The organism is Halopenitus sp. H-Gu1, from assembly GCF_041821145.1.
In the GTDB taxonomy this organism is placed as follows: Archaea; Halobacteriota; Halobacteria; order Halobacteriales; family Haloferacaceae; genus Halopenitus.
On record NZ_JBGUBC010000005.1, the window covers coordinates 111131 to 123378 of the forward strand.

General features: G+C 64.0%; 11 protein-coding genes. 4 read left to right on the forward strand and 7 right to left on the reverse strand.

Features of this window, described 5'->3' with window-relative positions:
- Positions 1–38: 38 nt before the first annotated feature.
- The 3 genes from uvrA to ACERIT_RS05645 all read right to left on the reverse strand — a co-directional run bounded on the left by uvrA (position 39) and on the right by ACERIT_RS05645 (position 5016).
- Positions 39–3044 (reverse strand): excinuclease ABC subunit UvrA, encoded by a 3006-nt coding sequence (uvrA, locus tag ACERIT_RS05635; RefSeq protein ID WP_373673859.1) that lies wholly within the window; start codon positions 3042–3044, stop codon positions 39–41.
- 139 nt (positions 3045–3183) lie between these two features.
- The gene (locus tag ACERIT_RS05640) at positions 3184–4185 is read right to left on the reverse strand and encodes an AI-2E family transporter (RefSeq protein WP_373673860.1); all 1002 of its coding nucleotides are present in this window, start codon (positions 4183–4185) and stop codon (positions 3184–3186) included.
- A 51-nt stretch (positions 4186–4236) separates the two neighbouring features.
- Complete coding sequence (locus ACERIT_RS05645) at positions 4237–5016, reverse strand: hypothetical protein (protein WP_373673861.1); 780 nt, start codon at positions 5014–5016, stop codon at positions 4237–4239.
- Positions 5017–5312: 296 nt separating this feature from the next.
- Between ACERIT_RS05645 and hisG the strand changes: the two genes are divergently transcribed.
- The gene (hisG, locus tag ACERIT_RS05650) at positions 5313–6239 is read left to right on the forward strand and encodes an ATP phosphoribosyltransferase (protein ID WP_373673862.1); all 927 of its coding nucleotides are present in this window, start codon (positions 5313–5315) and stop codon (positions 6237–6239) included.
- Position 6240: 1 nt separating this feature from the next.
- On the opposite strand, the gene ACERIT_RS05655 is transcribed toward hisG, so the two are convergent.
- The 4 genes from ACERIT_RS05655 to ACERIT_RS05670 form a co-directional block, all read right to left on the reverse strand.
- Positions 6241–7329 (reverse strand): type II CAAX prenyl endopeptidase Rce1 family protein, encoded by a 1089-nt coding sequence (locus ACERIT_RS05655; RefSeq protein ID WP_373673863.1) that lies wholly within the window; start codon positions 7327–7329, stop codon positions 6241–6243.
- Between the two features lie 135 nt (positions 7330–7464).
- Complete coding sequence (locus ACERIT_RS05660) at positions 7465–7827, reverse strand: hypothetical protein (RefSeq protein WP_373673864.1); 363 nt, start codon at positions 7825–7827, stop codon at positions 7465–7467.
- Positions 7828–7851: 24 nt separating this feature from the next.
- Complete coding sequence (locus ACERIT_RS05665) at positions 7852–7992, reverse strand: hypothetical protein (protein ID WP_373673865.1); 141 nt, start codon at positions 7990–7992, stop codon at positions 7852–7854.
- Positions 7993–8001: 9 nt separating this feature from the next.
- Positions 8002–8562, reverse strand: coding sequence for a TATA-box-binding protein (locus tag ACERIT_RS05670; protein ID WP_373673866.1), 561 nt, complete (start codon positions 8560–8562; stop codon positions 8002–8004).
- Between the two features lie 165 nt (positions 8563–8727).
- Between ACERIT_RS05670 and ACERIT_RS05675 the strand changes: the two genes are divergently transcribed.
- From ACERIT_RS05675 to ACERIT_RS05685, 3 genes are all read left to right on the forward strand, one after another.
- Positions 8728–8889, forward strand: a complete 162-nt coding sequence (locus ACERIT_RS05675) for a hypothetical protein (protein WP_373673867.1) — start codon at positions 8728–8730, stop codon at positions 8887–8889.
- A gap of 341 nt (positions 8890–9230) precedes the next feature.
- Positions 9231–10880 carry a thermosome subunit beta gene (gene thsB, locus ACERIT_RS05680; RefSeq protein ID WP_373673929.1) on the forward strand — a complete coding sequence of 550 codons (1650 nt, stop codon included), beginning with the start codon at positions 9231–9233 and terminating at the stop codon, positions 10878–10880.
- A gap of 342 nt (positions 10881–11222) precedes the next feature.
- Positions 11223–12215, forward strand: coding sequence for an ornithine cyclodeaminase family protein (locus tag ACERIT_RS05685; RefSeq protein ID WP_373673868.1), 993 nt, complete (start codon positions 11223–11225; stop codon positions 12213–12215).
- The last annotated feature ends 33 nt before the right edge of the window (positions 12216–12248 follow it).

Below are 12248 nucleotides of genomic sequence, written 5' to 3' on the forward strand. Positions count from 1 at the left end.
TGAGGCACAACGCGGGTGCGTACTGCACGCGACCGCGATCAGTCGTCGTCCGCCGCCCTCGCGGGCTTTCGACGCTCGCTTCGGGGCCCCTCAGCATCGACCCCCGGTAGCATGTCCCGGAGGTATCGACCGGTGTGTGACGCCTCGGCTCGGGCGACCTCTTCCGGGGTTCCAGCAGCGACCAATTCCCCGCCGCCGTCGCCGCCCTCCGGTCCGAGATCGATCACGTGGTCGGCATTTTTCACGAGATCGAGTTCGTGCTCGATGACGACAACGCTGTTGCCGTTGTCGACGAGCCGGTGGAGAACGTCGATCAGCTTCCGCTCGTCCTCCTTGTGGAGGCCGGTTGTCGGCTCGTCGAGGAGATACAGCGTGTCTCCGGCGTCCCGCTTGCCGAGTTCCTCGGCCAGTTTGACCCGCTGGGCCTCGCCGCCGGAGAGCGTCGTCGAGGGTTGGCCGAGGCGCATGTATCCGAGCCCCACGTCGCGAAGCAACTCCAGACGCCGACGGATGCCGTCGTGGCTCTCGAAGAACTCGTGGGCCTCCTCGACGCTCATCTCGAGGACGTCGGCGATCGTCTTCCCCTTGTAGGTCACTTCGAGCGTCTCGTCGTTGTAGCGAGCGCCGCCACACTCCTCGCAGGGCACGTGGACGTCCGAAAGGAAATTCATCTCGATCGTGACCGTCCCCTGTCCGCCACACTCCTCACAGCGGCCGCCCTTGACGTTGAAGGAGAACCGTCCCTTCTTGTAACCGCGCTGGCTGGCGAGTTTCGTCTCCGCGAACAGCTCGCGAATGCCGTCGAAGACGTTCGTGTACGTCGCCGGATTCGATCGGGGCGTTCTGCCGATCGGCGACTGATCGATGAGCCGGACCGTCTCGATCGCATCGATCCCCTCGATCGCGTCGTGCTCGCCGGGGTCGACGGAGGTGTTGTCGTTCATCTCCCGCGCCAGCCCCTTATAGAGAACGTCGTGCATCAGCGTGGACTTTCCCGACCCCGAAACGCCGGTGATCGCGGTGAAGACGCCAAGTGGGAGTTCGACGTCGACGTCCGCGAGGTTGTGCTGGCGCGCGCCACGGATCACGATCTCGCCGTCGCGCTCGCGGCGCTCGTCGGGGACCGGGACCGTCTTGCGTCTCGAGAGATAGTCGCCGGTGATCGACTCGTCGCTTTCACAGACCGTCTCGAAGTCGCCCTGAGCGACGACCTCGCCGCCGCGTTTGCCCGGTCCGGGACCCATGTCGATGATCGAGTCCGCCCGCCGCATCGTCTCCTCGTCGTGTTCGACCACGATCAGGGTGTTACCGAGATCGCGAAGCCCTTCCAGGGTGTTCAACAGCCGGTCGTTGTCCCGCTGGTGGAGCCCGATCGAGGGCTCATCGAGGACGTAGAGCACGCCGACGAGTCCCGATCCGACCTGTGTCGCGAGCCGGATCCGCTGGCTCTCGCCGCCGGAGAGGGTCGACGCTTCCCGATCGAGCGTGAGGTATTCGAGTCCGACCTCCTCCATGAACCCGAGCCGAGCACGGATCTCCTTGAGGATCTCCTCGGCGATCGTTCGATCGCGTTCGGAGAGCGTTTCCTCCATCCCCTCGAAGTGCTTGCGGGCTTCGCCAATCGACATTCGGTTGACTGCCGTGATCGGGGTGTCGTCGACGAGCACGGAGCGCGATTGCGGCTTCAGGCGGGTTCCCTCACAGGCTGGACAGGTCGTCACGGCCATGTAATCCTCGATGTGTTCGCGCGTCGACTGCGATTCCGTCTCGACGTGACGGCGCTGGAGATTCGGGATGACGCCCTCGAACCGCTTTTCCTTGCGTCGAACGCCGTTTTTCGTTCGTCGCTCGAAGACGACCTGCTCGCGGGTACCATAGAGGAACTGATCGCGAACGTCCGGATCGAGCTCCTCGAAAGGCGTCTCGACGGAGACCCCAAAGTGCGCTGCCACGGAGTCGATCCGGGTGCGGTAGTACGACCGGTTGTACGACCATGCCTCGAAGACGTCCGTCAAGGGCTTCGAGGGGTCCTGGACGACCAGATCCTCGTCGACTTCCTTCGTCGAGCCGATACCTTCACACTCCGGGCAGGCGCCGTGCGGGGAGTTGAACGAGAACGATCGGGTCTCGATCTCCGAGAAGTCACTGTGACAGTGGCTGCACGCGAGCTCCTCGGAGAATTCAACGACGAGACGCTCCGTATCGTTCGCCTCGCCGTCCGATCCCGATTTCGACGTCCCGGCATCGCCGGTCGATCCGGCCAGATCGCCGGTCGATCGCGCCGTCGATCCGCCGAGGGCGTCGGCCGCGCCAGCGGGCGGATCGGGGACGATGACCTTGAGGACGCCGTCGGCCTCCTCCAGGGCGGTCTCGACGGAGTCGGTGATTCGTGATCGTTCCTCCTCGCGGACCGTGATCCGGTCGACGATGACGTCGATCGTGTGGTCGTAGTTCTCATCGAGTTCCGGATCGTCGAACGAGAGGTCGTACCGCTCGCCGTCGACCTCGACGCGGGCGTATCCCCGCGAGGTGAGGTCGGCAAAGAGGTCCTCGAAGGCGCCCTTCTGATCGCGGACGACCGGCGCTGCGATCTTCGCTCGCGTGCCTTCCGGGAGTCCCATGACTCGACGGACCATCTGCTGGGCGGACTGTTCGCCCACCTCGCGCCCACACTCCGGACAGTGCGGGGTTCCCACGCGGGCGTACAGGAGTCGGAGGTAGTCGTGTAGCTCCGTGACGGTCCCGACCGTCGAACGGGGGTTGTTGGCGGCGTTCTTCTGGTCGATCGAGATCGCAGGCGAAAGCCCCTCGACGCTTTCGACCTGCGGTTTGTCCATCTGGCCGAGAAAGTTGCGGGCGTACGCCGAAAGCGACTCGATGTATCGTCGCTGTCCTTCGGCGTAGACCGTTTCGAAGGCCAACGACGACTTGCCCGACCCCGAAAGCCCAGTGACGACGGTGAACTGCTCGCGCGGGATCCGGACGTCGAGATCCTTGAGGTTGTGCTCTTCGGCCCCTCGGACCTCGATGTAGTCTCTGCTCATCGTATACCCCTCGTTGCTTGCGCGCGCGGGAATACCCGTCGGTTGGTCCTCGCGTCGAGCCCCGAATGTTCGTCGCGTCGAGTCTCCGATCGTTCGTCGGGGGATGTCCTGGGGACTCACCGATTGACTCCGGCCGGAGTCACGATCGCTCGCTCACGGGCAGACGGTTGAACTCCCTGGAGAGTTGGGAGGCAACCTCCGAGACGATCGCGACCGCGAGCGGTCCGGCGATCACTCCGATCGGACCGATCGTGAGCACGCCGCCGACGAAGCCAATGAAATAGAGGCTCGCGGCGAGATCGGCCGTCTCGGCCGCCAGCCGCGGCCGGATCGCGATGTCCGGAAGCCACCCGATTAGAAGTCCCCCCACGAGGAGGATCGCGATCGCCGAAATCGTCTCGCCGGCAACGACGTGAGTCCCCGCCAGTATGGCCACGAGCAGGCTCGGCCCCAACACAGGGACGAACTGGAGGACGCCCGCGACCGTCGCAAGCGCGACTGGCGAGGGATACCCGAAGATGACGAAGATGGGAAGCGCGATCAGGAACGTCCCCACCCCGGTCGCCGCCTGGACGACGTAGATCCCGTACAGGGTCCGCTGTGCCCGCCGGTGAATGGCAGTGGCCAGATCACGATAGCTTGGTGGGACGAGCGCGATGATCGCCTTTCGGGTTCGCTGTTCGTAGTAGAGCACGGAGTACACGACGAACGTGAACAGCGCGAACTTGATGAGCAACACCGGCATCGCGGCGGCGATCAGGGTGGCCACGTCGATCAGCCAGCCCGTCGCCTCGGCTATCACTTCCTCGGTTACGAGCGTCACTGACCAGCCGGCGATCTCGATCGGGATCATCTCCGGCGCCTCGTTGAGGTATCCGATCACGGCATCCAAACGCAGGAACAACACGATCCCGAGCGGCGCAAGGAGGACGATCGTCCCGAGGAACCCGACGAGGGTGGCGACGATCGAGGCAATCCGTCGTGATGCACCGTGCTGACGGAGCGACCGGCGGACGGGTGAGAGCACATACGCGACGGTGATCGCGAAGAAAACCGTCGCTGCGACCTCCCACAGGAGGAGCATGGCGATCGTCGCGGCGACGACGAGCAACCCGCCGAGAATGGACCGTCTCTGTGTCATTGTTTCACACTGAACGTCGAGCTATTAGAAGAGTCGGTCGTTCGGCGGATCCTACTCCACCGACACGATGAGCGCCTCGACGTCCTCCTCGTAGGTCGTCGGGTCGGCGGATAGCGCCTCCGAGTCGACAAGCTCCTCTGCATCCGGTCCTCCCTCGGGAAGCCCCTCGTCGATCGCGGTCGTCAGGCGCTCGATGGGGTAGGTCCCTCCGGCGAGAAGCACGTCCCTTCCGTCATGCCAGACCGCCACGCGGCCCTCCATCTCGACCGTTCCCGTGACCTCCTCGGTGACACCGGGTGCGATCTCCACCGTGGACGCCGTCGAGAACGACGCGCGGTAGGTGTATACAGTCGCCTCGTGGCCGGTATCGATCTCGAGGGTTCCCTCGTTCGTTCGGCGGATGTCCTCCAGCCCCGCGCTGGCCAGTTGCCTGCGGAACGCCTTGTCGGCGGCGGTCTCAACTTGGGACATCACTCGATCGCGTCCGATGCCGAACGGAAGCCGGTCGAGTCCGGGACGGAGATCGACCCGCGTGGCAAACAGAACCACCGGCGAGCCGTCCGAATCGAACGTCTCGGCTACGGCCGCCGCGACGCCCCGATGCTCGTACGCCAGCGTGTGTTCGAGTGCCGTGACCGTAACCGGTCCCACTTCCCGTTCGAATATCGTCCCGCTCGATTCGTCGACGAGTTCCCACTCCTCGATTCGGTCGTCGGTCACCTCCGGCGGCGGTACCTCGCCGTCGCGTCCCCCCAGACAGCCCGCGAGACCGACGGTTCCGATCGCGCCGGTACTCGCAAGCAGCTTGCGTCGTGTTAGCTCCGACATCATCGGCCCGATTCGGAGGCGCAACGGATAGCCATGTCGGTCCCGAAAGTACCCCCCCCGGAGGCGTCAAGCGGGGCGCTCGGAGCCACGTGGCCTCTCATCGACCACCGAAACAACCGGATAACCGATCGTCGTTTCGATTGGGGACCCAACGAGGGCGCCGATGTTCCGATGAAGAATCCCACGAGGACGTCGATCATCGTTCGGTTTCCCACCGCAGCGAGTGTCGCAATGGCAACCGGAGCGGCAGTCGGTGGCTGGACGAAAACTGTTTCCACCCGCCCCGCCATGTTCCGCATATGCGAATCGCCGTGCCCAACAAGGGGCGTCTCCACGAGCCGACGATCGAGCTGTTGGAACGCGCTGGTCTCCACCTCGAACGGACGGCCGATAGACAGCTGTACGCCGATACCGTCGATCCGGACGTCTCAATCCTCTTTGCGCGTGCGGCGGACATTCCCGAGTACGTCCGCGACGGCGCGGCCGATCTGGGGATCACGGGGCTCGATCAGGCCGTCGAATCGGGTGCCGTCGTCGAACACGTCGAAGGGACCGACGCTGATGGTGCCGGAGACGGTCCCGGCGCGTCCGGAGACGAGGCCCTCGTGGACCTCCTCGATCTCGGGTACGGCTCCTGTCGGCTCGTGCTTGCGGCCCCGGAGGACGGCGAGATCGAGTCGGTCGCCGACCTGGAGGGCCGAACCGTCGCCACCGAGTTCCCGGCCATCACCCGGTCGTACTTCGAGACGGTCGGCGTCGATGCCGAGATCGTCACCGTCACCGGCGCCACGGAGCTGACTCCCCACGTCGAAATGGCCGATGCGATCGTCGATATCACCTCGACCGGAACGACCCTGAAGGTGAACCGGCTCGCGATCATCGACGAGGTGCTCGAGTCATCGGTCCGGCTGTTCGCCCGCCCCGACGTGGTCGACGACGGAAAGGTCCAACAGGTGACGACCGCCATCGAGTCCGTGCTCGCGGCCGAGGACAAACGCTATCTGATGATGAACGCGCCGACGGCGAACCTGGCTGCCGTCAAGGACGTTCTCCCCGGGCTCGGCGGGCCGACCGTGATGGACGTCGAGGCCGACGCGAACGGCGACGGGATGGTGGCCGTCCACGCCGTCGTCGACGAGGGCGACGTCTTCTCAACGATCACCGACCTGAAGTCGGTCGGCGCGAGCGGGATCCTCGTCACCGAGATCGAGCGACTCGTCGAGTAGCTCAGACCTCCTCCGTCTCGTTGCTCTCGGTCTTGTCGGCTTCGGTCTCGTCGGACTCGGTCTTGTCGGTCTCGTCGGACTCGGTCTTGTCGGACTCGCTATTGGACTCGGTCTCGTCGGATTCGTTCCTGTCGGCGTCGCTTCTACCGGTCACTAGCTCGGGAGCCAACACGGTGGGATGGATCCGCAACACGCCGGTTCGCTGTTTGACCCACCACGCGATCGCTACACACCCGACGAGGACGCCACACAGCCCGAGCAATCCTCCCTCGGGGCCGAACTGTCCGCCCGAAAGAAACGTTGGACCGGCCACCTGCGTCTCGATCACGGTTGCGGGGACCGAGAGCCCGGAGACCCCGAATCCGAAGACGGCCCCCTGCGTGAAGTTCCACGTGACGTGGACGCCGATCGGAATCGCGAGTTCACCGGTGAGCACGTACCCGAGCGCGAGGAACACGCCGGCCAGACCGATGATCGCCGTGGAGAGTGACGTCGCGTTCGGGTTCATGGCGTGGAGCACGCCGAAGACGCCCGAGGAAACGGCGACGGCAAGACCGACGGCGACCCGCTCCCCGACGAACCGCAACCCCTCCACGAGATTCGTGAGCAACCACCCGCGAATCAACAGTTCCTCGTAGATCCCGACCGCGAGAAACAAGACGAGAACGCTTGCGAACGCGCCCGCGAAGCCCCCGGTCGAGACGAACGTTCCACGTGGGACGTACCAACCCGCCGCCCACCCGACGAGGAAGATCGCCGTCTGGAGGAGCGCACCGAGTACGAGTCCGAAACCGCAGTCGATCCACCAGGCGCGATCGATGCGGAGGCCGTAGTCCCCGAACCGCCGTCGATCGATCGTTCGAGCGATGATCACACATCCGACGACCACGATCGCGAGGCTTCCGAGGCCGCTCACGACGAGCGCGGCCGTCCCGCTCGGTGCCGATACCGGGAGCCGTCCGACTCCAAGTGCCGTCCCGATCCCCAGGAGTCCGAAAACCACGATCGCAAGGACGACTCTGATCGGGAGGCGGGGACGCCGTTCCTCGCCGTTCCAGACGATGGACCGAAGCCAGGCGACCGGACGCATGGCCGTGATTCCCGCGCCAAAGGGTAAAAACCTGTACCCGATCGAGCGGTCGCCCTGGCTTCGCTCATTCCGGATGGTTCGGGTCGTCCGCTCACGTCGCCTGGCTCGACGCTCGCCTCCGGGATCCCCGTCCGGTCACGCCGGTCGGCTGGCGAGCAGAATCGCGATTCCGACGACGATCACGGTTATCAACACCGTGATCACGAAGTGGATGAACGTGATGAGCGCGGTCCCTCGCGGCGGCTGGCCGTAGGCCCGATGGATGGCGGCCCCGTCGAGCAGGAGCGCGACCGGGACCGTGAGTGCTGCGGGAAGCGTGAACGCGCCCCCGACGACGCCGACGGTTGCCGGGAGCGGCCCAACGAGGAGGGCCCGTTTCGGGTCGACGTCCCCGAGGACGTTTCTGGCAGCCAGATGGGCGGTGACCGACAGCCCGAGCGCGAAGAATACGAGCGTTCCGAGAACGGCGATCGATCCCGACCCCGACTGAAGAAGCATCACGTAGTTATTGGCGGCCGGAGGCTAAAGCACCCGCGTTCCTCGGCGGTTGGGATCGCGTGCCGTGACCGTCCGATCGTCCAGGGCCGTGACCGTCCGATCGTCCAGGGCCGTAACCGTCCGATCGTCCAGGGCCGTGACCGTCCGATCGTCCGGTCCGATCATTCGGTCCGATCACCCGAGTAGGCCGAGTTCCTCCAGCCGTTCGACGATGACGTCGACGGCAGCCTCGGCGTCGGAGGGTTCTTTCCCGCCGGTGATGACGAGCTTCCCCGACCCGAATAACAGCGCGACGACGTCCGGCTCGTCGAGCCGGTAGACGAGCCCCGGGAACTGTTCGGGTTCGTATTCGATATGCTCTAATCCCAATCCGATCGCGATCGCGTTCAGATTGAGATTCTCGCCCAGGTCCGCGGACGTGACGATGTTCTGGACGGTTATCTCCGGGTCTTCCTCTACCGGGATGTCGAGGGCTCGAAGCTCCTCGAAGACCATGTTCAGGCTCTCGTGGACCGCGCTCGTGGAGTTCGCCCCGGTACAGACTATCTTCCCCGATCGGAAGATGAGCGCGGCGGATTTCGGTGATTTCGTTCGATACACGAGTCCGGGAAACTGTTCGGGATCGTAGTCGGCGCCCGCCAGATCCATCGCCACGCTCTGGAGGTCCAACTCCTGGCCGATCCCCGTCGACGCAACGACGTTCTCGATGGTGATCGTATCCTTCGGATCGGTCATCAACGGTCTAACCGTCGGCGCTTTCCTTTATAAAGCTTCGTCGTCGAAGTTCATCGATCTGGTTCCTCATTAGCAGATGTATGGCCCGTTCCGGTGGACCGTGGCGGACGAGGGGGCTGTCCCGGTGGAAACGCTCTTGTATGTGTGGGCTGTTATCACGCAACGATGCCAGACACCAAATCGGGCCGCGAGAAGAAGGGGAAGGACAAACGCCACCAACTGGAGCACCGACTCGCGAAACGCGAACTCACCGCCGACGACGAACCCCCCGAACCGGAGGTGAGCGAGGTAGATATCCTCGCGGACGACGTCGAGGACGAGACCTGACGATTTCGAGATCGGACCGGCGCGTTTTTGTGATGAGTTTGCTCCGGTTAGTTCCATCTCGGACCGCCTGTCCCTCCCGTTGATCGCTGCAGTGCGTTGACAGTCGTAGTGATCAGTGCCCTCAGGCATGGTAGTCAGTATCATTCTTAAATCCGGGGGTGAACCGTCGCCCCACTGCAGCTCGATTCGTGATACATATTAACATGGTTTCGGGACGATCGGGCTTCCGTCGGCCGATCGATCCCCGATCTCTTCGCGATCGAACCGGATACAGTCTCCGACTGTTGACGAAGCCTTTATATAGAATCACAATCAATCTTCGCTCGTCTATGAGTCAACGAATGCAGCAGGGACAGCCGATGATTATCATGGGCGAGGATGCCCAACGCGTCAAGGACAAGGACGCACAGGAATACAACATCTCGGCGGCACGCGCCGTCGCCGAGGCGGTTCGGTCGACGCTGGGACCGAAGGGGATGGACAAGATGCTCGTCGACTCGATGGGCGACGTAACCATCACGAACGACGGGGTCACCATCCTCCAGCAGATGGACATCGACAATCCGACGGCGGAGATGATCGTTGAGGTCGCAGAGACCCAGGAGGACGAGGCAGGTGACGGCACGACGAGTGCTGTCGCGATCGCTGGCGAACTCCTCAAGAACGCCGAGGACCTTCTCGAGCAGGATATCCACCCGACGGCCGTCATTAAAGGGTTCAACCTTGCGAGCGAGTATGCCCGCGGAGAGATCGACGAGATCGCGGAAAGCGTTGACTCCGCGGACACCGACTTGCTTCGGTCCGTCGCAGAGACTTCGATGACGGGCAAGGGCGCCGAACTCGACAAGGACACCCTCGCGGACCTCGTCGTTCGCGCCGTCCAGGCTATCACCGTCGAGGCCGAGGACGGTTCGCACGTCGTCGACCTCCAGAACCTGAAGATCGAGACGCAGACGGGACGTCCCGCGAGCGCCTCCGAGCTTCTTTCGGGTGCGGTAATCGACAAGGATCCCGTCCAGGACGGAATGCCCACCGACTTCGAGTCGGCGAACGTCCTGCTTCTCAACGAGCCGATCGAGGTCGAGGAGGCCGACGTCGACACCTCCGTCTCGATCGAGGATCCCGACCAGCTCCAGCAGTTCCTCGATCAGGAAGAGGAGGAACTCCGCGGAAAGGTCGACCAGATCGTCGAATCGGGTGCCGACGTGGTCTTCTGTCAGAAGGGCATCGACGACCTCGCCCAGCATTACCTCTCCCGTGAGGGTATACTCGCAGTCCGTCGGACCAAGAAGTCCGATCTGACGTTCCTCAAGAACGTTCTCGATGCCCCCATCGTGACGGACCTCGATGACCTGTCCGCCAACGATCTCGCGACGGGATCGATCCGCCGCGACGCCGACGACGAGCTGTTCTACGTCGAAGGTGGAAACTCACACGGCGTCACGCTGCTGCTTCGCGGCTCGACCGACCACGTCGTCGACGAGCTCGAACGCGGAATCAACGACGCGATCGACGTCGTCTCGACGACGGTCGCCGACGGTCGAACTATCGCCGGCGGCGGCGCCATCGAGGTCGAACTGGCGAGCCGACTCCGTGATTACGCGGACTCCGTCGAGGGTCGCGAACAGCTCGCAGTCGAGTCGTTCGCTGACGCGCTCGAACTCGTCCCCCGCGTTCTCGCCGGGAACGCCGGCCTCGACTCCATCGATCTGCTCGTCGATCTGCGTGCAGCCCACGAGGCGGGCGACCAGCGCGCCGGCCTCGACGTCTTCACTGGCGACGTCGTCGACACCTTCGACGCCGGCGTCGTCGAGACCGCTCACGCCAAAGAGCAGGCGCTTTCCTCGGCCACCGAGGCCGCCAATCTCGTGCTCAAAATCGACGACATCATCGCAGCGGGCGATCTGTCAACCTCCGGCGGCGAGGAGGAAGGCGGCGCCCCCGGCGGCGGCATGGGCGGCATGGGTGGCGGCATGGGCGGCATGATGTAATTCGGTCGGTTACGAACTCAATCACGCCGCTCGTGTTCGGCTCTCGCTGAATCGTTCGATCGACCGACCCGACGCACACCTCGGCCCGATCGATCGACGATTTCGATCGATCTCCGTTTCTGTTCGACTTCCGTTCTCGTTCGATGCCACTCGACTTCCGTTCTCGTTCGATGCCACTCGACTTCCGTTCTCGTTCGATGCCACTCGACTTCCGTTCTCGTTCGATGCCACACTACTCACCGGCACGGCTACGCGTCGGAGCTGTCTTGCGTAACGGAACGGGGTTCCGAACGATCCCGTTGGCCCGGGCTCCTCAAGTAGCCGTCCGTCGAATATCTACATATGGACACGTTACTTCTGGACGCGACGGTCGTCGAGAAAAACGCACGGATGGACCCGTTGATCGGCGCGATGGAGGATGCCTTCGCCGCCTATGAGCGCGGTGACGTTCGGATGCCGGCGAAATCCTATATCGATCTCCCACAGTACGAGGGCGACTTTCGGTCGATGCCGGCATATCTCGACGCCGGCGACTGGGACGCGGCGGGGATCAAGTGGGTGAACGTCCACACACGCAATCCCTCGGAATACGGTCTTCCGACCGTGATGGGGACGATGATCTACTCCGACCCGGAGACGGCCGTTCCACTCGCGATCATGGACGGAACCGAGTTGACGAGGAATCGAACTGGCGCGGCCGCGGCGGTCGCGACGGACCATCTTGCGGTCGAGGATGCCCGATCCATGGGGATCGTCGGCGCGGGCGCACAGGCAGACACCCAACTCGAGGCGATCGCGACCGTACGCCCGATCGAGGAGGTGGTGGTCTCCGATCTCGATGAGGATCGCATCGAGCAGTTCATCGACGCCTTCGAGAATCAGTTTTCGGTCCGCGCCGGCACTCCGGCGGAGGCGGCCGCCTGCGACGTCTGTTCGACGGTTACGCCGGTCAAGGACCCGATCGTGACCCGCGAGATGGTCGGCGACCGGACCCATATCAACGCCATGGGCGCTGACGCCGCGGGCAAACACGAGCTTACCGACGACCTCCTCCTCGATGCGAAAGTCGTCATCGACGATTTCGAACAGTGTACCCACTCCGGGGAGATCAACGTCCCCTGGAGTGCGGGCATCCTCGATGAGGGGGACGTATACGGCGAGATCGGCGAGATCGTCGTGGGCAAAAAGCCGGGGCGAATCGAGGACGACGGGATCACGATCTTCGACTCGACGGGACTCGCGATCCAGGACGTCGCGGCAGCACACGTCGTCTACGAGGCTGCCCATGCGAACGACGACGGTCATTCGTTCGACCTGCTCGGACTCTCGGAGTGAGCGAAATCCCGCGTCGATCGGGAGCGGTGCCGG

Coding starts and splice junctions, on each gene's coding strand:
- uvrA (WP_373673859.1), bottom strand. CDS start 3,044: ATGAGCAGAGACTACATCGAGGTCCGAGGGGCCGAAGAGCACAACCTC.
- ACERIT_RS05640 (WP_373673860.1), bottom strand. CDS start 4,185: ATGACACAGAGACGGTCCATTCTCGGCGGGTTGCTCGTCGTCGCCGCG.
- ACERIT_RS05645 (WP_373673861.1), bottom strand. CDS start 5,016: ATGATGTCGGAGCTAACACGACGCAAGCTGCTTGCGAGTACCGGCGCG.
- hisG (WP_373673862.1), top strand. CDS start 5,313: ATGCGAATCGCCGTGCCCAACAAGGGGCGTCTCCACGAGCCGACGATC.
- ACERIT_RS05655 (WP_373673863.1), bottom strand. CDS start 7,329: ATGCGTCCGGTCGCCTGGCTTCGGTCCATCGTCTGGAACGGCGAGGAA.
- ACERIT_RS05660 (WP_373673864.1), bottom strand. CDS start 7,827: ATGCTTCTTCAGTCGGGGTCGGGATCGATCGCCGTTCTCGGAACGCTC.
- ACERIT_RS05665 (WP_373673865.1), bottom strand. CDS start 7,992: ATGATCGGACCGGACGATCGGACGGTCACGGCCCTGGACGATCGGACG.
- ACERIT_RS05670 (WP_373673866.1), bottom strand. CDS start 8,562: ATGACCGATCCGAAGGATACGATCACCATCGAGAACGTCGTTGCGTCG.
- ACERIT_RS05675 (WP_373673867.1), top strand. CDS start 8,728: ATGCCAGACACCAAATCGGGCCGCGAGAAGAAGGGGAAGGACAAACGC.
- thsB (WP_373673929.1), top strand. CDS start 9,231: ATGCAGCAGGGACAGCCGATGATTATCATGGGCGAGGATGCCCAACGC.
- ACERIT_RS05685 (WP_373673868.1), top strand. CDS start 11,223: ATGGACACGTTACTTCTGGACGCGACGGTCGTCGAGAAAAACGCACGG.